Raw genomic sequence first — 18,745 nt, 5'->3', positions numbered from 1 at the left:
TTACTCACTCTAGGAGGAAGGAGGGGTGAGTGAATACTCACCCACCACAGTGCAATGCCCACCCACTCGATGGGAGTACGTTATGAAGCTCACCGTTTTCGGTGCCACCGGAGGCATCGGCCAGGAGATCGTGCGACAAGGGCTGGAGTCGGGCCACCAGGTCACCGCCGTCGTAAGGGATCCGGCTCGGCTGACCGTCACGGGCGCGGGCCTGGAGGTGTTCCGTGCGGACCTCAGGGACCCGGAGGCGCTGCGCCCCGCCGTTGCCGGCCGGGACGCGGTCCTCTCCGGGCTGGGCGCCCGTAGCCGCAAGGACGCGGGGGTCGCGGCCCGGCTGACGCGCAGCGTGCTGGCCGCCATGGAGGCGGAGGGGGTACGACGGCTGCTCGTCGTGAGCGCGGGTCCCGTCGGTCCCGACCCGGAGGGCGCCGCGTTCGTCGACCGTGCCATGCGGGGTCTGATCTCGGGGCTCCTGAAGGACGTCTACGCCGACCTGAAGGAGATGGAGGACGAGCTGGCCCGCAGCGCGACGGACTGGACGGTCGTCCGCCCGCCCCGGCTGCAGAACAAGCCGGTGACCGGCTCGTACCGCACGGCCGTCGGAGGCTTTCCACTGAAGGGCCGGTTCATCGCGCGCGCCGATGTGGCCCACGCGATGCTGGCGATGATCGATGACGCGGGGACGGTGAAGCAGGGCGTAGGCGTGGCCTACTGAGGGACCCACTAGGAGATCCACTAGGCCTGCCAGGTGGCCTGCCAGGGTCGCCTGCCAGGTGGCAGATTTTCGAAAAGCGCCCCTATGCAGAGCCCCCTCAGAGGCTGACGCCCACCGTCACCGGCTCGTTGACCAACGTGATCCCGAAGGCGGCACGGACGCCGGTGACAACCTCGCGGGCCAGCGCGAGGAGGTCCTCGGTGGTGGCCTCGCCCCGGTTGGTGAGGGCCAGCGTGTGCTTGGTGGAGATCCGGGCGGGCCCGCTGCCGTAGCCCTTGGTGAAGCCCGACTTGTCGATCAGCCAGGCCGCGGAGGTCTTGGTGTGACCGTCGCCCGCCGGGTACGAGGGCGGCATGGCATCGGCGCCGAGCCGATCCCGCACGCGCGCGTGGAAGGCGGCGAACTCCTCGTTCGTGAGGATCGGGTTGGTGAAGAACGACCCGGCGGACCAGGTGTCGTGGTCCTCGGGGTCGAGCACCATGCCTTTTCCGGAGCGCAGTTTGAGAACCGTCTCGCGGGCGTCGGCGAGGGGCACCCGGTCGCCGGGCTCGACGCCGAGGGCACGGGCCGTCTCGGCGTACTTGATCGGTGCGCTCAGCCCGTCCGCGTCCTCCAGCTCGAAGCGGACGCGCAGCACGACATGGCGCTCGGGGTCGGCCTTGAAACGGCTGTGGCGGTACGAGAAGGCGCACTCGGCGTTCGTCAGCGTGACCGTCTCGCGCGTCGTGCGGTCGTACGCGATCACCTCGGTGATGGTCGACGACACTTCCTGACCGTACGCGCCCACGTTCTGGATCGGGGTCGCGCCGGCGGAGCCGGGGATCCCGGCGAGGCACTCGATCCCGGCGAGCCCGGCCTCGACGGTGCGGGCGACCGTGTCGGTCCACACCTCGCCCGCCGCCAGCTCCAGCCTCGTACCGTCGAGGGCGAAGCCGCTCGTCGCGATGCGCAGGGCGGTCCCGGCGAAGCCCTTGTCGCCGATGACCAGGTTCGATCCGCCCCCGATGAGCAGCAGCGGCGTACCGGCGTCGTCGGCCTCGCGCACGGCGGCGATCACCTCGGCGTCGGTCGTGGCGGTGATCAGCCGGGTCGCCGGGCCCCCGAGCCGGAAGGTGGTCAGCGGGGCGAGCGGGGCATCGTGGAGTTCCTGCACGGGCTTAAGAGTACGAGAAGGGGCAGGGCCGCCCGGCCACCGGTGGGCACGCGGCACGAGATCGCGCCACCGGTGGGCACGCAGCACGAGATCGCGCCCCGGCCACCGGTGCGCGCGAGGCACCGGCTCGTGCCCGGCTACCCGTGCCTACCCGTGCGCGTGAGGCACGAGAACGGCCCTGCCCGTCAGGACAGGGCCCTTTCTTCTCGGCGCGGCTCCGGTCGGTCGTACGCAGTTCCTACGAGTTCTTCTCGTGCTCCTACGAGTTCTTCTCGTGCGCGGCTCAGTCGAAGCGGCGCAGCACGTCCGTCCAGTCGAGGGGCAGTTCGTCGGCGGACGCCGTCCAGGTGAGGAAGGCCGCGTCCTTCATCTGGGGCCGGAGGCCGCCCGCGGCCGGGGCGTGCGGGCCCGAGCGGGCGAACTGCTTGAGGGCCGCGGGCGACTCCCAGGCGGACACGGTCCAGAAGGTCCGCCGCAGGGGCGCCGCCTTCAGGGAGGCCCCGTACGCACCAGGCGCCTTGCCGACCTGCCGCCACACACCAGGCGTCCGTGCGAAGAACCGGAGCGCTCCCCAGAGGGTGCGGGTCTCGAACCGGGAGGCCATGACATGGACCTCGGCGTCCTGCGGCGGCGTGTTGGGCGTGGTCCAGGGGAGAGTGGGCATGGCCGGGCTCCTTCCAGGAGAGGGACTTCAGTGGGAGACGGTTTCCAGAGCGGGCGCCGGCGTGGAGGCCACGACCTCCGTCCGCGCCGCGTGCCGGGCGGTCGGGATGAGCAGGGCCGCGATGCCCGCAAGGGCGACCACCGAGGAGCCCACCATCAGCGCGGGCCGCAGGCCGTCGACGAAGCTCTGCGCGGACTCGTAGCCGCCCTGCGCGGAGAAGATCGAGGACATCACCGCGATGCCGAGCGCTCCGCCCACCTCACGCAGCGCGTTGTTGGCGCCGGAGGCGACGCCCTGCTCCGTGGGCCGGACGGTGGACATGACCAGGTTGGCGGCCGGAGCGAAGAACAGGGCCATCCCGATGCCGTTGATGATCAGGGCGGGCAGCTGGGCGGCGTACGAGACGTCGGCGCCGACCACGGAGGCGTAGTACGCGAGCCCGGTGGCCTGCAGGAAGAGCCCGGTGGCGACGACCGGACGCCCGCCGACGCGGTCGGAGAGATAGCCGGCGATCGGCGCGACGAGCATCGGCATACCGGTCCACGGCAGCATCCGCAGCCCCGCCTCGGTCGGCGAGTAACCCAGCACGCCCTGCATGTACTGGCTGAGCAGGAAGATCGAGCCGAACATCCCGAGGAACATCAGCAGACTCGCGGCATTGATCCCGGCGAAGGCGCGGGAGCGGAAGAGCCGCATCGGCAGCATCGGGTTCTTGGCATGGATGCCGTGGAAGACGAAGCCGGTGAGCAGCGCGGTACCGGCGAACAGGCCGGTCAGGACGAGCCCGCTGGTCCAGCCGTCGGCGGGCCCGCGGACCAGGCCGTACACGATCCCGAAGAGACCGCCGCTGGCGAGCAGGGTGCCGGGGATGTCGAGCGGTGCGCCGGTGCCGTACGACTCCGAGAGGCGCAGTCGGGCGAGCGGCAGCAGGGCCAGGCCGAGCGGAACGTTCAGCCAGAAGATCCAGTGCCAGGACACGTGTTCGGTGAGGCTGCCCCCGATGAGGGGCCCGGAGGCGACCGCGAGTCCGTTCACGGCACCCCAGATCCCGTACGCCATCCCGCGCTTGGCGGCCGGTACCGCGGCCGTCAGAAGGGTCAGCGTCAGCGGCATCATGATCGCCGCGCCGACGCCCTGTACCGCGCGGGCGGCGATCAGGGAGTCGATACCGGGCGCCATCGCCGCGGCGGCGGACGCGCCGGTGAAGACGCTCAGCCCGACGAGGAAGAGCCGGCGGCGGCCGAACCGGTCGCCCAGGGCCGCACCGAACATCAGCAGCACGGCGAAGGTGAGCGTGTAGGCGCTCACGGTCCATTCCAGGTCGTCCAGCGCTCCTCCGAGGTCCTTGCGGATGGAGGGCAGTGCGGTGGTGACGACGAGGTTGTCGAGGGCCGCCATGAATCCGGCGACGCTGGTGATGACGAGGGCCCAGGCCGATCCCCCGCGACGTGCGGTCTGTGTCGTCTGTGCCATCTGTGCGGTTCGCTGTGACATCGCTCCCCCAGAGCGTGATCGCTGTCGATGGTCGGTTGTCGGGTTAGTTATTAATGACTAACTTTCGCGGGCATGAAAGGGCAGCGGTCACCGCCCTTGTCGCCTTACTTCTCCAGCCGGCCCGTGACCCGCGCCGACGGGTAGAGCCCCTCCCAGACCCGGTGCTCGGGCGGGAAGCCCATGGCCACCAGGCAATTGACGAGCATTCCGTACGCCATGAAGGTCGCGGTCTCGTCCACGTCCGCCCCGAGCGGCACGTGGACGGTGTCCCAGAGCCGCATCCAGCCGGCCCGTACCGCCTCGCCCAGCTCGTGGTCACCGGCCTCCTCGGCCGCCGCCACCGCGACGTACATCTGCATCTGCATGAGCAGCCGCTCGGGCTGCTCCGCGATGACCTTGACGTACGCGCTCGCCATGGCGTGCAGGGCTTCCTCGCCCTCCAGCCCTTCGGCGGCCTCCTCGAAGGTGCGCCGGGCGAGCTCCATGCAGTACTCCGCCGCCGCGAGGAAGATCGCCTTCTTGCCCGGGAAGAGCCGGAAGAGGTACGGCTGCGAGACACCCACGCGCTTGGCGATCGCCTCGGTGGAGGTGCCGTTGTAGCCACCGTGGGCGAACTCGCTCATCGCCGCACGGATGACGCTCTCGCGCCTCTCTTCTGCGCTCATCCTGACCATGCGACGAAGTTAGTACTCAATCACTAACTACGTCAAGGGGGGTACTGGGAAGTGCTGCTGGGCCCCGGGGAGCACGAGTGAGTTACTGGAGCCCCCGGAAGTACGAGTGGTTATTGGTCTGGTCGCCCCAGGGAGTACGAGTGGCTATTGGTCTTCCCAGGGAGTACGAGTAAGGGGCGCCCGCAAAGGCGGACGCCCCTTACTCACCGTCACTGATTGCCGCCGTCAGGCCAGTCGTACGACCGCTCGTGACATGCCCAGGACCTTCTGGCCCGCGCTGGTCGCGGTGAGATCGACGCGGACGGCGTTGTCGTCGAGCTTGGCGCCGACCTTGGCGCTGACCTCGATGGTCGCGCCCTTGTCGTCGTTCGGGACGACGACGGGCTTGGTGAAGCGGACGCCGTACTCGACGACCGCGCCCGGGTCGCCGACCCAGTCGGTGACGACGCGGATCGCCTCTGCCATGGTGAACATGCCGTGCGCGATGACGTCGGGCAGCCCGACCTCGACCGCGAACTTCTCGTTCCAGTGGATCGGGTTGAAGTCCCCGGAGGCGCCCGCGTACTGCACGAGCGTGGCACGGGTCACGGAAAACGTCTGGGCCGGCAGCTCGGTGCCGACCTCGACGTCCGCGTAAGAGATCTTCGCCGCCATGTCAGCCCTCCTCCGCCGCGCGCGCCACAAGCTTGGTGACGGCCGTCACGACATGCTCGCCCGCCTCGTCGTGGACCTCGCCACGGATGTCCAGGATGTCGTTGCCCGCCAGGGACTTGATCGACTCGATGGTCGAGGTGACCGTGAGCCGGTCGCCCGCGCGCACCGGACGTGTGTAGGCGAACTTCTGGTCCCCGTGCACCACACGGCTGTAGTCGAGGCCCAGCTGCGGGTCCTGGACGACCTGCCCCGCGGCCTTGAAGGTGATCGCGAACACAAAAGTCGGCGGGGCGATCACATCCGGGTGGCCGAGCGCCTTGGCGGCCTCCGGGTCCGTGTACGCAGGGTTACTGTCCCCCACGGCCTCCGCGAACTCGCGGATCTTCTCCCTGCCGACCTCATAGGGGTCGGTGGGCGGGTAGGACCGCCCCACGAAGGACTGGTCGAGCGCCATGGGCTCGGCACCTCCTGGTTGTCTTCGCTGGACTGGATGTCACAGCCGACTGACCGTCTTAGCTGGACAGACTGTCTTGGCTCTATAACGCCGACTGCACAAGGCCGACTTCGCAACGAGGCGAGGTCGGCCGTACAGCGACCCGAGGCCGGCTGTACAACGACGCGAGGCCGCCCCCCGCGAAGGGGACGGCCTCGTGTACGAGCCTGATTTATCGCGTCTCGCGGTGCGCGGTGTGCGCGTTGCAACGCGGGCAGTGCTTCTTCATCTCCAGTCGGTCCGGGTCGTTACGCCGGTTCTTCTTGGTGATGTAGTTCCGCTCCTTGCACTCCACGCAGGCCAGCGTGATCTTCGGGCGGACGTCGGTGGCAGCCACAGGAGTGCTCCTTGACGAACGGATGGGACGATTAACGCATAGAAGAGTAGCCGATCGAAGGACCGACCCCACAATCGGCTACTGTCAGTAGCGGTGACCGGACTTGAACCGGTGACACAGCGATTATGAGCCGCTTGCTCTACCGACTGAGCTACACCGCTGTGATGCGATCGGGCCCCGCCTCACGGCGGGAACCTCTCACACCAGAGCCCCAATACGGAATCGAACCGTAGACCTTCTCCTTACCATGGAGACGCTCTGCCGACTGAGCTATTGGGGCGAGCGATGAAGACATTACACGGTCGGCTGCCGATCGCCCAAATCCGTTTCGCCGCACCCGCCCCGGCCTGTTCCCCACCGTTCCCCCGGGCGTTCCCGCAGCCCCTCACACACCACCGATCGCAGCCGTGATCGCAGCCGTGCCGGGGCCCGGACTCGCCGGTGGACCACACCGGTACGACTATTGCGCTCCTCCCAAACACGGACGGATCGCCGTCCTAGGCTCGACTCACGCTGCGTGATCTTGTGCCCCCACTCTCCGCAGTCGCCCCTCCCGCAGCCGCCCCCGAGCCCCAGGAGAGCGATGCCCGACAGTCAGCCGCAGCCGCCCCGCTCCTCGCCGGGACAGAGCGACACGGCCGGCCTCCTGCTGTGCGGGGCACGGCTCACCGACGGCCGGACCGTGGACGTGCGGCTGGGCGGCGGGCGCATCGAGGCGGTCGGCACCGCAGGGAGCCTGACGACCGGCGCCTCCGGGGTCCTCGCCGCGAAGGTGGACCTCGACGGCTACCTCCTCCTGCCGGCCCCGGCCGAACCGCACGCGCACGGCGACACGGCCCTGACGGCCGACGGCGACGGCCCCCTCACGTACGACGCCCAGGAGATCCAGCGCCGGGCCACCGAGGCCGCGTTGCTGCAGCTCGGGCACGGGGCGACGGCCCTGCGCTCGCACGTGCACGTCGGCGACGTACAGGGGCTCGACGCGCTGGCCGCGGTGCTCCAGGCGCGTCGATCGCTGCGCGGGCTCGCGGAACTGACGGCAGTGGCGATGCCCCGGGTACTGACCGGGGTGGCCGGGGCCGACGGACTCGCGATGCTGCGGGACGCCGTGAAGATGGGCGCCTCCGTGCTGGGCGGCTGCCCGGACGCCGACCCCGATCCGACGGGGTACGTGGAGGCGATCCTGGAACTGGCCTCCGAACACGGCTGCCCCGTCGACCTGCACACGGACGGCGACGACCCCGCGCGGCTCGCCCGGCTCGCGGCGATGGCCGGGGGGTTGCGGGCCGGCGTGACGCTCGGCCCGTGCGGCGGGCTCGGCCTGCTGCCCGCCGGGTCGGCCTCCCGGGCGGCCGACCAACTCGCCGCGGCGGGCGTGACCGTGGTGTGCCTGCCGCAGGGCGGCTGCGGTGCCGTGCAGCGGCGCGGGACCGCTCCCGTACGGCTGTTGCGGGCGGCCGGGGTACGGGTCGCGGCGGGCAGCGGCGCCCTCCGCGACGTGGCGAATCCGGTGGGGCGCGGGGACCCGCTGGAGGCCGCGTATCTGCTGGCCTCGCGGTACGGGCTGCGGCCCGGGGACGCCTACGGCGCGGTGAGTTGTGCCGCGCGGGCCGCCCTCGGGTTGCCCGAGGTGCGCGTGGAGGCGGGATTTCCGGCCGAGTTGCTCGCCGTACGCGGGGACCGGCTCGCGGGGGCGCTGTCGCTCGCGTACAGCCGGCTCGTGGTGCACCGGGGGCACGTGGTCGCGCGGACCAGCGCGGTGCGGGAGTACTGCAACTCGGCGGCTGTAGCGGGGTTGGAGCTGCCTCGGCAGGGGCGGGGGCAGCCGTCGTAGCGGGTGCGTCGCGTGGCGCTTTTCGGGGGTCTGCGCGCGCGTGGGGCGCTTCTTGCACGACGTCTACGCGCGCGTAGAGAGCTTCCTGTGCGACGTCCACGCGAGCGTGGGGCGGTTTTGTGCGTCCACGCGCGCGTGAGCCGTATGTGTACGTCCACGCGCGCGTGGCGTGCGTCTGAGACGCCTGGCGTGTCTTGGCGCCTGGCGTGCCCGCCCGCCCTCGTCCGAGAGCCTGGCGGGCGTCTCAGAGCGTGCCGCCGCCCAACAGGCCACCACCGAACGGGCTGCCCCCGGGCAGCTTGTCCGCGGGAATCTCCGTGGCCCCCGACGGCGCGCTGACGTCGCCCGCCTCGGAGAACTTCAGTATCAGCGGCAGCTTGGGGGCCTTCGGGTCGTCGGCGAGGACGGAGAGGTCGACCTTGACCTGGGTCAGGTCGCCGTTCTTCAGCGTGAAGTCGACCGCGACCTTCTTGTTCGGAGCGTCCTTGAGGTCCTTGTCCGAGGGGAGGTCCGTACCCGGCGGAAGGTCGCCCTCCAGCGGCCGGAGCTTGTCGAAGACTCCCCTGATCAGTTCACGGAAGTTGGCCTTGGCGACGACCCGTTCGGTGCCGTCCCGGCCGTCCTCGGCGTGGAAGGTGACGTCGTGGGCGATGACACCGCGTACGGCCGCCACGATCTTCCGCTGGGTCTTGGCGTCGATGTCGTCGGCACCGTCCGCGGAGGACTTCGAGGACCCCGAGGACTCCTGCCCCTTGGCGAGGTCCTGGGTGTTCATCTTCACCCAGTCGCCCTCCAGGACCTTCCTGAACTCCTTCTCGCTCGCCGGGAGATCGTCGGCCGACGGCATGGGAACACCCATGGCCTTGCCGACAGCCTTCATGTCGGCGCGGTAGTACGTGAAGTCGCCGACGACCCGGTACTCGACCAGGACGCCTTCGGCACCCGCGATCTTCATACTCGTACCGATGAGGTCCTTCTCACCCGAATCGGCCAGCGCCTTCTTCGACTTGACGGCGACATCGACGCGCAGCCCGCTGAGGAGCTTCGCGAACTCCGGCGGGAGGGCGTCCTCGGAGTCGGCGTCGCCAGCGAGCGCGGTGAGCGCGTCGGGGTCGGCGGCGAGGTCCAACTGGAAGGCGAGCGACTTCTGTTCACCGAGCCGGTCGACGGCGTGGTCGACCTTCTGACCCGCGGTGAGGTTCTGAACCGTGCCGCAGGCGGCCGCCGTGGCGAGGAGGACGGCGGCACAGCCGGCCGCGGTGACGGTCTTGCGTATGACGGTGATGGTGATCTCCTCTACGACGCCGCGCGGTGCCCGCACGACATCCCCTCGTTCTTTCGTTCTCTTGTTCACAGTGATCACCCATGTGACACGTGAGTGGTCCACAGGGTTGTGCGGCGAACGCGTCCATCCGGGCGTACGGTCGGAAACATGCGCATTGTCATCGCTGGAGGTCATGGTCAGATCGCGCTGCGGCTGGAGCGGCTGCTCGCCGCGCGCGGTGACGAGGTCGCGGGGATCATCCGCCATCCCGAACAGGGCGACGATCTGCGCGCGGCCGGCGCCGAGCCGGTGCTGTGCGATCTGGAGTCGGCCTCGGTGGAGGAGGTCGCCGCGCATATGCAGGGCGCGGACGCGGCCGTCTTCGCGGCGGGCGCCGGCCCGGGCAGCGGCGCGGAACGCAAGCACACCGTGGACCGGGGCGCCGCCATCCTGTTCGCGGACGCGGCGGAACGCACCGGCGTACGCCGTCTCATCGTCGTGTCGTCCATGGGCGCGGACCCGGCGCACCCGGGCGAGAGCGTCTTCGACGCGTATCTGCGCGCCAAGGGCGGGGCCGACGAGTACGTACGCACGCGTACGGGCCTGGACTGGACGATCCTTCGCCCTGGAGGCCTGATCGACGACGCCGGCACCGGACTCGTACGCATGGAGGTCTCCACCGGCCGTGGCACGATCCCGCGCGACGACGTCGCCGCGGTCATCGCGGAACTGGTGGACACCCCGGCGACGGCCGGCCTGACGCTGGAACTGATCAGCGGCTCGACACCGATCTCGGTTGCGGTCAAGTCGGTGGCGGGCAATTGAGCGGGCCCATGGCGATGGGGGTTCCGGCCGCGCAGGAGACTCTGCTGCGGGCGATGTACGACGTCTTCAGCACGGACGCGCGCGACGCGTTCATCCCCCGCTGCCTGGCCCCTGACGTGGACTGGCCGAATGTCCTCGACGGCGTGCGCCTGCACGGCCGCGAGGAGGTCCGCGCCTACTGGGCCCGCCAGTTCGCGGCCGGGCACCCTCTCGTACGGCTGGAGGGGCTGCACCTCGACGAGGACGGCGAACGGGTCGTGGCCACCGTCCGCCCCGGCCTGCGGGCCGAAACGGGCGACCAGTGGGCGGATGGAACGGTGGAGCACGTGTACCGATTCGACGAGGACGGCTTGGTGAGCCGGATGGACGTACGACAGCCCTGACGACCTGAGGCTGGCTCTGTGTGTGGGGGGTGTGGGGAGGCGTGTGGGGCTTCCCTGTCCCTGTGTGGTCCCTGTGGTCGGTCCCTGTGGTCGGTCAGAAGAGCGGCAGCTGCCCCGGAAACCCCGGAACGGCATACCCGTCCAGTGCCGGCTGCACCACCCCGAGCTGCGCCTGCCTGCGCGACCCGGGACACGAGACCAGCTCCCCGCTCCCCCGCGCACCTGGCGGATCATGCCGCGCGAACCGCCCCGCGACCACGGCGATCTCCCGACGGCACTCGGGGCAGTTCCTGCGACGCGATGACATGGGACCAGTGTGCCCGGTCGGCAGCAGGGTCGTATCCGCGCTGCCCCGGTGCCGCCGGGCTTCCTCCCGTACCTCCTCAATGGCGCGCGGCATCCGGACCGGCGGGGGCACGAACCGCCCGTTTGCCGCGCTGGCCGCGCGCAGCAGCTGCCAGGCGGCCGCGCGGTGGCGAAACGGGTGGTCGGCCCATCCCAGACATGGGCGAGCAGCACCTTCCGATGCGGGTCGACCAGCACCGCCCCTTCGCACCGGGTGTTGTCCCGCCGCTGGCCCTCCACGGGAGTGTGGGCGCGGATGAACGACAGCACGGCCTCCGGCCCCGCGAGCAGATCGAGATCGAGTCCGACCGCTCCGAAGCGGGGTTCATACGCCGAATGACCGCCACCGTCCGACACGACGACGAAGGTTGCCCAGTTGGCCATGCGGGAGAGGATCCCAACGCTCGCGAGCGTCGCCAACCGAGTGGGGCGGCGCCAGGATTCGAACCTGGGAAGGCCTCGTCGGTGTTGTGCGTTGCCCTTGGGATCGGCGTACGGATCGGCGTTTGCTCGGCCAGGGTGGAGATCAGCAGGCTCCGTGCCGGCTACGGCGTGAAGACCTGCTCCAGGCGGTGGATGGCGCCGTCCTCGCCGGTCTCGTACTTGAACACCAGGCCGGAGTCGGGGTGCGCATTGATCCAGTCGATCAGTTCCTGCACGCCGATCCGCTGGTTCTCACTGCTGTCGGTGATGGGGTTGGTGGCGGTGACATACGCGGCCTGGTCGAGAGCCCAGCGGCTGTCCTCGCCCGTGACGACGAAGGGCGCGCCGTCAGTGTCCTTCCCCGGGCACCCCCAGGCCCCGTGCTCGATGACGAGGTTCACCTTCCCGGTGCTGCCGTCGAGTTCCTCAACTCGGTAGACCGCGATCTCGTCGGGGTCGACATGGTCCGGGCTCGGCGGCTCGCTGGCGCAGTCGGCGGCGGGCGTGCTGGTCGCGGCTGATCCGGTGTGCTTGGCATCAGGCTTGCCGGCGGGCGTGCCGCTGACGGCCGCGGCGGGCGATGGGGTGGCCGTGACGCCCGCGCTCGGCGTCGCGTCGGGCTTCCCGGCGGTCGTGCTGGGCGATGGGGTGGCCGTTGCGCCCGCGCTCGGTGTTGCGTCGGCCCCGGTGGCCGAGCTGCCCTCCTTGCACCCGGCGAGCACAGCGGTCAGCGCGACGGCCGCGAGCGCGAGCACGGCGGGTCTGAGGCGGTTGGCATTCATCTGGGACGTCCCCCCTGTTCACAGGCGGCCCAATCGGCCGCACCCCGGAGCGGGACCGTAGCAACGGCCTCGGCGCACCGCAGCACTGGAACTCCTCGTGTCACAGAGCCGGGACAAGGCCGTCACGGGGCGCGGACGGTGTGACGTGATGACCGCAAACGCGACAAGGGAGAGACCCCGAGACCATGCTCGCCCTCCGCCCAAACTGCCGCGCGCTCAAGACACGAGGCAGCAGCAGGCATGGGCTGCAGATGAAGCCTGTTGGGCGTGGCTCGCGGCCCTACGGCCTGCGTCTCGCGGGAGTGTTCGATTCCAGCCGAAAGATCGCCCGGAGGCATGAAGAAACCCCCTCCGCTCTGCGTTTCCGCAGTTCGGAGGGGGTCTACCTTCATGTGGCGGCGCCAGGATTCGAACCTGGGAAGGCTGAGCCGGCAGATTTACAGCGGGCCAGCTCTGCACAGCCTGACCAGGCCTTTCACCCGCTTCTGGGCTCTCCGGGGGACGTCTGGGGGAAACGCGCCTCCCAGGCGCCCTACTTAGCCGAGGGGCAGACGGACCTGCTGTTCCGTGGTGAGCTTGCCGCGGATGCGGTGGAAGGTATGGGACGTTGCATCCTCCAGCGCGGTGGCCGTCTTGGAGCCGTTGTCCTTCACACCTCCGGCGACCGACAGAGCACCGGAGGCGGTGGTCTTGCCAGCGATGCCGTTCCAGATCGCAGGGTCTCGCTTCCAGATCACGTCCGAGAGCAGAGCGCTGAGCTCCTCCGTTGATCGGCGCGGCTCATCGCTCCAGGGCATGCACCTGTGTCCGACGGCTCCGAGTGCTGCCAGTACCGCGGGAGCAGCGATGACGGTTTCGGTGCGGGAGCTGAATTCCTCGGCGAAGGTCCGGAAGAGCAGACTGGCGACTCGGGCAACCCCGGACCCCGCCTCTTCCTTGCTGTAGTCCTTCGGCAAGTCCTTCTCCGTGACCGCACCACTTGTCTTCTCGAACCCGGAGCGACCGAAGATCGTCGTGACCGTGAAGGAGCGGAGCGTCGACAGGGTCATCCACTCCGGGTCTCCTACCTTGAGCTGCCTCTTGTTCGTGGCCACCAACGACTTCAGGGAGACGTCCTGTCCCGTGAGCGAGTGCGGCACGGAGACGCGCTCCATCAGCGCGAAGGTGATGCTGGTGGCGGCGTCGTTCGAGTCGGAATTGAGCGCGACGTTCTTGTTCGGGATCACTCCGAGCAGGTTGCGGTCGTGGAAGATCTGGCGGGCAGCACTCAAGGGGATGCCGTGGTAAATCTCCACGCACACGAGTCGACTGCTGACCTGCTCCCGCGTGACTCCGTAGAGCGAGGGACTCTCGGACAAGTGGATATGCGCCAGGTGCTGAGTCTCGGCGTCCATGAGGACCCCGCTCGCATCGAAGGGCAGGTAGGCGATGTGGTCGACGCCAAATGGGCCGTCGGCCTCGACGTGTTCCAGCTCCTGGGGGATCCAGAGGGCGAAGGGAGGAGTGGCCCAGCTCTCGCCGCGGACGCCAGCAATGCCGTTCGCGATGTACTGCGCGTAGTCCTTGGCGTTTTCCTTCTTCTTCGTTCCCTGGATCATGCGTTGGATCTCATTCCGGATCTCCGCCTGCTCACGTTCAGCCGCGGAGAGATACGGGAGTGCCTTCGGGTCCTCCGCCCGCCGAGGGTCAGGCACGATCCGTGACAAGTGACCCCAGGTCACCGTAGCCAGCGAGAGGTGCTCTCTGACAGGCATCACCCGGATGGGCTGCCCCTTGTCGACCTGGATGCGAGTGGCGAACTTGGCCACGGGTGTTTCCGACATGCCGATCCCCTCCAACTGCGGCTTGTTTTTGCCGACCTGACTCCCCGCCAGCTCCTTCAAGGTACAGCCGCGGATGAGCAAGACGCAACCGCGGATGGGGATTTGACACCCAACCACTCCCCGCGGCTGCATCGATCCCCACCGCGGCTACGTCTAGGACCGGAAGTACCCTCCACAGATGGGGCCACCGATGTCGCTCCTCCTCAGTCAGCCCCGCCACCCGCACCACGACAATCCGCACCCGCCGCCCCGCGTGTGATGCAGGGCCCCACACGCCTGGGCCGTTTCGCCGCCCCCGACCGAGCGTCGGAGCGGAGACTGGAGGGCGGGCCTGGAAGCAGAGGAGCCGCGCCGGCAGCACACAGAGCCGGCTAAGCGAGGGAACAAGCGAAGCGGCCGTAAGAAGAAGGCCAATCACGGCAAGCATCCCAACGCCTGAGCCAACCGAGCAGACGGCCGAGGGGTTCTCTTGAAGACTGGGCGCCTTTCTAAAGTTGGGCAGGGAACATTCGAACCTGGGCGCACGGCTCCGGAGGCCGGTACGGTCACTCAAGGATGCGCTGGTCAGCACGCTCCAGTGCTGTCCCGACCCTCCCTCTGTCCATGAATAGTCCGCACGACAGGGGCCGTTGTCATACCCCGTGCCTAGACTTCGAGCAAGGTCGGTACGGGAGGGCTGGGCAGTGCAAGAGTCAAGTGCGGTCTCGACGGGGGCGGTTCGCCCGCAGGTGCGAGTATCCGAGATCGGTGAGTTCGTTCGACACCAGTCGTGTCAGCGGCGATTCAAGTTGGACTCCAACCGTCGGCGGCTGACACGCCGCCTTCCCTTCGCTGAGCGCCTCTTCAACCCGCTGGACTACGTCCTGTCCGCACGCGGCAAGGAGCAAGAGAGCCACTGGGAACAGGAGCTGCAGGAAGCCGGGTTCAGCGACGTAGCTCCGCATATGCCCAGTGTTGAGGAGACTGGCGCCTTCCCCTCGTGGGACGACTTCGCGGCTGCTCTGGAGGGCCTGGAGGGCCTGGAGGGCCAGCAGACCGCGTATGGACGCGAGATCCGCTTGGTCGGCAGTCTGGGTGCCTTTGATGTTGAAGGCAGAGCCGACTTCCTTGTGCTCCTGTGGCAGGGTGGCCGGCCAGTGCTTCGGGTGGTCGAGTGCAAGGCCAGCCGTCGGGACAGGACCTATCAGCGGCTGCAAGTCGCCTTCTATGCCCTGTTGATCAAGGAGAGGCTCGCTTCTCATCCGTTGACGATTGCTGGCGAGCGCCTTGACCCCGAGCGCGTCGAATGTGTCGTAGCGCGGATCGATGCGGAAACCAATGAACGACAGCAGATTATGACTCTGGTGCCGTTGGACCTGTCCCTCGAAGAGGCAGATGCCCTGAGGCTCGTGGCCGACGACGGGACTCTTGCCGGGATCATGGGAACCGAACTCGACGACCTCGGCTATCAGCTCGATGCCAAGTGTGACGGCTGCGTTTTCAGCGTTGACTGTTTGACAGAGAGTGCCCGACAGAGGAGGCACGAGCTGTTGGGAATCAGTGCACCGACGGCTGCTGCGCTACGACAAGCGGGAATCCGAACAATCGACGAGCTCGCAGAGATTGATTCCGATGACCCTCGCGCCCGTGTTGTTCGCGCAGACCCTGGATTTACCGAACCGGTTGAACGGTTGCGCACCCTTGCAGCTGCTCGACGGTCAACTTTGCCAGGTGGCGACGAAAACCCTGATAACTTCCGTGTCCAAGCTTATAGCCCCTCTCCCACGAGTCAGCTTCCGGAATATGAGCAGGATGGCCAGAGGGTAGTTCGGATTTACCTCTCAGTTGACTACGATTACACAGAGAATCGAATCGGAGCGGTAGCGGCGCATATCACCAAGAGCGACGGCGCGATCCATACCCTCTGGACTGATGCACAGGGTGAAACCCGGAGACCAAGCCCCGATGTCGTCGAGCGGGTGCGCACAGTCGACTCGGACGGCCGGAAGCAATGGGGCGATCCGCGGCCGGTGCAGGGACAGTCGATCGTTCACTTCCAGTCGTCCGAATGGAGCGGAGAATATCTCTCCGACACGGGTTCCGAACGTCAGATCCTGCAATCCTTCTTCAGTGACTTGACAACTGCCATCGCCGAGATTTCGGATGGTGGAGACGTCAAGCTGCACTTCTATGTTTGGTCTCGCAGTGAGATGAGCAGGCTCGTTGAGGCCTGTTCACGGACCAGTGGAAAATTGCTGAGCGCCCTACGAGAGCTGCTGGGCTGCAGGGAGAGCCTGGAACAGCTCATCTATTCCTGCGTGCAAGACGAGGTGAACAATCGCTACGCCCTGGGGTGGACAGGACGAGGTCTTTCTGTTGTCACCTCCTTGCCCTGGTTTGGACGTTCTTATCATTGGCGTCGGCGCGTTGCGGGTCAGGAAGTAGATCTGGACCAGGTATTTACGCAGGACATCTTCGACTTCAAAACCAGCCTCGGGATTGACAGTCAGGGAAATTGGGCGGCCAAGGGTGCGCGAGATTCGGTTTTGTCGCATCGCTTTGAAATCCGGAGTCGGTTTCATGACAGCCTCCCCGCCCCATATTGGCATGCGGCCTGGGACACGTTGCCGGATCCCGACAACGCCGCAATTGATATTCCGACTAACACACGGAATGCGATTCGGCGCTACCAGCAAGCCGGCGAGATCGGAATGCTGAAGGAATATCTGAAAGCTCGCATTCTTGCGCTGCGGTGGGTCGAGGAAGCCATTGCTTTCAAGAATCCCGATATCCTGAAGCCGACGCTACAGGTTGCGGATCTCCGGCGGTTCACTCTGGGAGTCAATGATGTCGCTGCTGCTGGCATCGACTTTCTGCGCCTTGATCACTTTGTGAAATTGAATGACTGGACGGCGACCAACATTCAGCCACCGGCATCTCGTGTCCCGACGGGTCGGACGCTGCCGCTTGCCGGAGTGCAAAGCTTGGGGAAGGGGCGTCTGACTGCCGCAATCGTTCCGGCAGAATATGGGCTGGAACTCGAAGAGCTCCGGAACAGGTCTCCATTCCAAGTGGGGTCGATGTGCCGGATCAACCCGTGTAGTGAAGATGTGTACCGCGGCCAAAGCATCCGCCAGCTACGCAAGGGTGGACGCACGGGGACGATCAAGGCCATCGATTGGGCTACTGGGGAAATCGAGATCGAGGAGTTTTTCAATCCGGAGTCTCGTTACGTCCTGCAAGGGGGATACAGTCGTGACGCTGAGCCCGTCTTTGACTTCGCGACACTGGACGAGTCGCCCTCGGACTATGTGGCTGGCAGGGTTGAAGATCGGCTTACCAGTGCAGTCGGCTCCCACGTTTATCCATGGCTTGATCCTGAGCGACCGAGAGTCACTCCTCGCTCACCGCTGACACCAGCCGAAACAGTGCAATGGCAGGCGGTCGTCGAAGGTATCGAATTCCAAACTGGTTTCGGGCTGTCCCCCGACCAGGCGCAGGCGGTCATCGAAGGACTTGACACGCGCATGCAGGTATTGCAAGGCCCGCCTGGAACGGGAAAGACCCAGACGACCAGCGTCGCTATTGCAATTCGGGCTGCTCATCGTTTGCAGGCTGGCGATGTTGTCTTGGTGGCGGCACATACACATGCCGCGGTCGACACGTTGTTGGAGCGTTTGCAGCGAGTGCTTCCGGAAGTGCGCGCGGCTGGCGAAGAGGCTGGCGCAGTAATTCCGGATATCGAGATCGGTCGAATCCACTCGACGGAGATTCCGGCGACAGGAAATTCTTTCCGCGCGACGGATATTCGCTCCAACTCGAGCACCAATGCCATCAAGAAGCTCAGCAAGAACGGAGTTGTCGTCCTGGGGGGTACGACAGCCGCGCTACTTAAAATGGCAAAGAATTTGAACACTAAGGCGACATGGCAAAGCAGGGGAGGTTTCTCAGTTCCCTTGCTCGTCGTCGATGAGGGCTCGATGATGGTGCTCCCCCACTTCTTGGCCCTGGCCACGTTGGTATCTCCAGATGGCGATGTACTTGTGGCTGGCGACCATCGTCAGTTGGAGCCGATTGTTGCACATGACTGGGATCACGAAGATCGTCCCCCCTCCGTTGTGTATCAGCCGTTTTCGAGCGCCTTCAATGCTTTGCGTGGAATTGGAGCGCGTGAAGACATTGGACCCCATTCCGTGCGCCGCTCGGCACTTGAGCTGACATTCCGCCTGCCGCCGCTGATTACTGAAGTCATCGCCCGGCTCTACCGCCTCGACGAGATTGAACTCAAGAGCCTCAAGGAAGCGTCGGCTATCGATGGCGAAGTGGACGAAGACGCCGATCGTCAGGGGTTGGAGAGGGTTTGGCGCGGGGATACAGGACTGTACCTTGTTTTGCATGACGATAAGTCGTCGAGGCAGAGCAATACGGTCGAGCTTGAAATTATTCAACAGGTACTGGCCTCGAACAATTCGCTACCAACGGATAGCGTCGCCATCATCACGCCACACAGAGCGCAGCGTTCTATGCTCTCGGCCCACATCTCCAACCCGGCTGTGGGAGTGATCGACACTGTGGAGCGGCTACAGGGTGGTGAGAGGCCGACCATCGTTGTGAGCGGAACGGCGAGCGATCCTGCAGCCATCGCATCAAATGCACGTTTCCTGCTCGATCTCAACCGGTCGAACGTCGCCTTCAGTAGGGCCCAGGAGCGGCTCATCGTCGTCTGTGCGCGATCTCTGCTGGACGCGTTGCCGGCGGAGCTAGAGGACTACCACGCCGCTTTGCTGTGGAAGTCGCTGCGCTCGCTCTGCACTCGTCAGGTCGGGGAGGGGCGTGTCAGCGGCGCAGCGTATGAGGTGTACACGGTCCCCCGACAGCTTGATCACTAAGGGAACACGAAGTT

The 18,745-nt window shown here is 67.0% G+C and carries 16 protein-coding genes, 2 tRNA genes and 1 pseudogene; 6 read left to right on the top strand and 13 right to left on the bottom strand.

Features of this window, described 5'->3' with window-relative positions; translation table 11 throughout:
- The first annotated feature begins 82 nt into the window (after positions 1 to 82).
- Complete coding sequence (locus ACFY0T_RS11505) at positions 83 to 715, top strand: NAD(P)-dependent oxidoreductase (RefSeq protein WP_388867594.1); 633 nt, start codon at positions 83 to 85, stop codon at positions 713 to 715.
- Between the two features lie 97 nt (positions 716 to 812).
- On the opposite strand, the gene ACFY0T_RS11500 is transcribed toward ACFY0T_RS11505, so the two are convergent.
- From ACFY0T_RS11500 to ACFY0T_RS11460, 9 genes are all read right to left on the bottom strand, one after another.
- Positions 813 to 1,868, bottom strand: coding sequence for a UDP-N-acetylmuramate dehydrogenase (locus tag ACFY0T_RS11500; protein ID WP_388867591.1), 1,056 nt, complete (start codon positions 1,866 to 1,868; stop codon positions 813 to 815).
- A 283-nt stretch (positions 1,869 to 2,151) separates the two neighbouring features.
- The gene (locus tag ACFY0T_RS11495) at positions 2,152 to 2,532 is read right to left on the bottom strand and encodes a DUF3291 domain-containing protein (protein ID WP_388867588.1); all 381 of its coding nucleotides are present in this window, start codon (positions 2,530 to 2,532) and stop codon (positions 2,152 to 2,154) included.
- A gap of 27 nt (positions 2,533 to 2,559) precedes the next feature.
- Positions 2,560 to 4,026: a DHA2 family efflux MFS transporter permease subunit gene (locus ACFY0T_RS11490; protein WP_388867585.1), complete on the bottom strand. Its 1,467-nt coding sequence runs from the start codon at positions 4,024 to 4,026 to the stop codon at positions 2,560 to 2,562.
- Positions 4,027 to 4,130: 104 nt separating this feature from the next.
- Positions 4,131 to 4,700 (bottom strand): TetR/AcrR family transcriptional regulator, encoded by a 570-nt coding sequence (locus tag ACFY0T_RS11485; RefSeq protein WP_388867583.1) that lies wholly within the window; start codon positions 4,698 to 4,700, stop codon positions 4,131 to 4,133.
- A 225-nt stretch (positions 4,701 to 4,925) separates the two neighbouring features.
- Positions 4,926 to 5,354 carry a MaoC family dehydratase gene (locus tag ACFY0T_RS11480; protein WP_388867580.1) on the bottom strand — a complete coding sequence of 143 codons (429 nt, stop codon included), beginning with the start codon at positions 5,352 to 5,354 and terminating at the stop codon, positions 4,926 to 4,928.
- Between the two features lies 1 nt (position 5,355).
- Entirely contained in the window at positions 5,356 to 5,808 is a 453-nt protein-coding gene (locus ACFY0T_RS11475; protein WP_369248548.1) for a MaoC family dehydratase N-terminal domain-containing protein, read from the bottom strand.
- 211 nt (positions 5,809 to 6,019) lie between these two features.
- The gene (gene rpmG / locus ACFY0T_RS11470; protein ID WP_004571794.1) at positions 6,020 to 6,184 is read right to left on the bottom strand and encodes a 50S ribosomal protein L33; all 165 of its coding nucleotides are present in this window, start codon (positions 6,182 to 6,184) and stop codon (positions 6,020 to 6,022) included.
- 88 nt (positions 6,185 to 6,272) lie between these two features.
- A tRNA-Met gene (locus ACFY0T_RS11465) sits at positions 6,273 to 6,345 on the bottom strand.
- A gap of 46 nt (positions 6,346 to 6,391) precedes the next feature.
- Positions 6,392 to 6,464 (bottom strand) — tRNA-Thr (locus tag ACFY0T_RS11460).
- A gap of 303 nt (positions 6,465 to 6,767) precedes the next feature.
- Here ACFY0T_RS11460 and ACFY0T_RS11455 point away from each other — a divergent pair.
- Positions 6,768 to 8,018 (top strand): amidohydrolase family protein, encoded by a 1,251-nt coding sequence (locus ACFY0T_RS11455; protein WP_388867576.1) that lies wholly within the window; start codon positions 6,768 to 6,770, stop codon positions 8,016 to 8,018.
- Positions 8,019 to 8,262: 244 nt separating this feature from the next.
- Here the strand turns inward: ACFY0T_RS11455 and ACFY0T_RS11450 are convergent, their stop codons facing one another.
- Complete coding sequence (locus ACFY0T_RS11450; RefSeq protein WP_388867573.1) at positions 8,263 to 9,339, bottom strand: hypothetical protein; 1,077 nt, start codon at positions 9,337 to 9,339, stop codon at positions 8,263 to 8,265.
- A 111-nt stretch (positions 9,340 to 9,450) separates the two neighbouring features.
- On the opposite strand from ACFY0T_RS11450, the gene ACFY0T_RS11445 reads away from it, so the two are divergent.
- Positions 9,451 to 10,107, top strand: a complete 657-nt coding sequence (locus ACFY0T_RS11445) for an SDR family oxidoreductase (RefSeq protein ID WP_388867570.1) — start codon at positions 9,451 to 9,453, stop codon at positions 10,105 to 10,107.
- Positions 10,108 to 10,115: 8 nt separating this feature from the next.
- Positions 10,116 to 10,490 (top strand): nuclear transport factor 2 family protein, encoded by a 375-nt coding sequence (locus ACFY0T_RS11440; protein ID WP_388867568.1) that lies wholly within the window; start codon positions 10,116 to 10,118, stop codon positions 10,488 to 10,490.
- 94 nt (positions 10,491 to 10,584) lie between these two features.
- Here the strand turns inward: ACFY0T_RS11440 and ACFY0T_RS11435 are convergent, their stop codons facing one another.
- The 3 genes from ACFY0T_RS11435 to ACFY0T_RS11425 form a co-directional block, all read right to left on the bottom strand.
- Positions 10,585 to 10,797: a hypothetical protein gene (locus ACFY0T_RS11435; RefSeq protein ID WP_388867566.1), complete on the bottom strand. Its 213-nt coding sequence runs from the start codon at positions 10,795 to 10,797 to the stop codon at positions 10,585 to 10,587.
- Positions 10,798 to 11,380: 583 nt separating this feature from the next.
- On the bottom strand, positions 11,381 to 12,040 hold the full coding sequence (locus ACFY0T_RS11430; protein ID WP_388867563.1) for a hypothetical protein: 660 nt from the start codon (positions 12,038 to 12,040) through the stop codon (positions 11,381 to 11,383).
- Positions 12,041 to 12,576: 536 nt separating this feature from the next.
- The gene (locus ACFY0T_RS11425; protein ID WP_388867561.1) at positions 12,577 to 13,995 is read right to left on the bottom strand and encodes a DNA sulfur modification protein DndB; all 1,419 of its coding nucleotides are present in this window, start codon (positions 13,993 to 13,995) and stop codon (positions 12,577 to 12,579) included.
- Positions 13,996 to 14,233: 238 nt separating this feature from the next.
- On the opposite strand from ACFY0T_RS11425, the pseudogene ACFY0T_RS11420 reads away from it, so the two are divergent.
- Together ACFY0T_RS11420 and ACFY0T_RS11415 are read left to right on the top strand one after the other, a co-directional pair.
- A pseudogene (locus tag ACFY0T_RS11420) lies at positions 14,234 to 14,302 on the top strand (50S ribosomal protein L37); the annotation flags it as partial.
- Between the two features lie 349 nt (positions 14,303 to 14,651).
- The gene (locus ACFY0T_RS11415) at positions 14,652 to 18,731 is read left to right on the top strand and encodes an AAA domain-containing protein (RefSeq protein WP_388867559.1); all 4,080 of its coding nucleotides are present in this window, start codon (positions 14,652 to 14,654) and stop codon (positions 18,729 to 18,731) included.
- Positions 18,732 to 18,745: the final 14 nt, after the last annotated feature.

This window comes from Streptomyces sp. NPDC001530, from assembly GCF_042894545.1.
Classification (GTDB): Bacteria; Actinomycetota; Actinomycetes; order Streptomycetales; family Streptomycetaceae; genus Streptomyces.
Note: the sequence above shows the minus strand (reverse complement) of the source record. Positions and strands in the feature narration are given on the sequence as shown.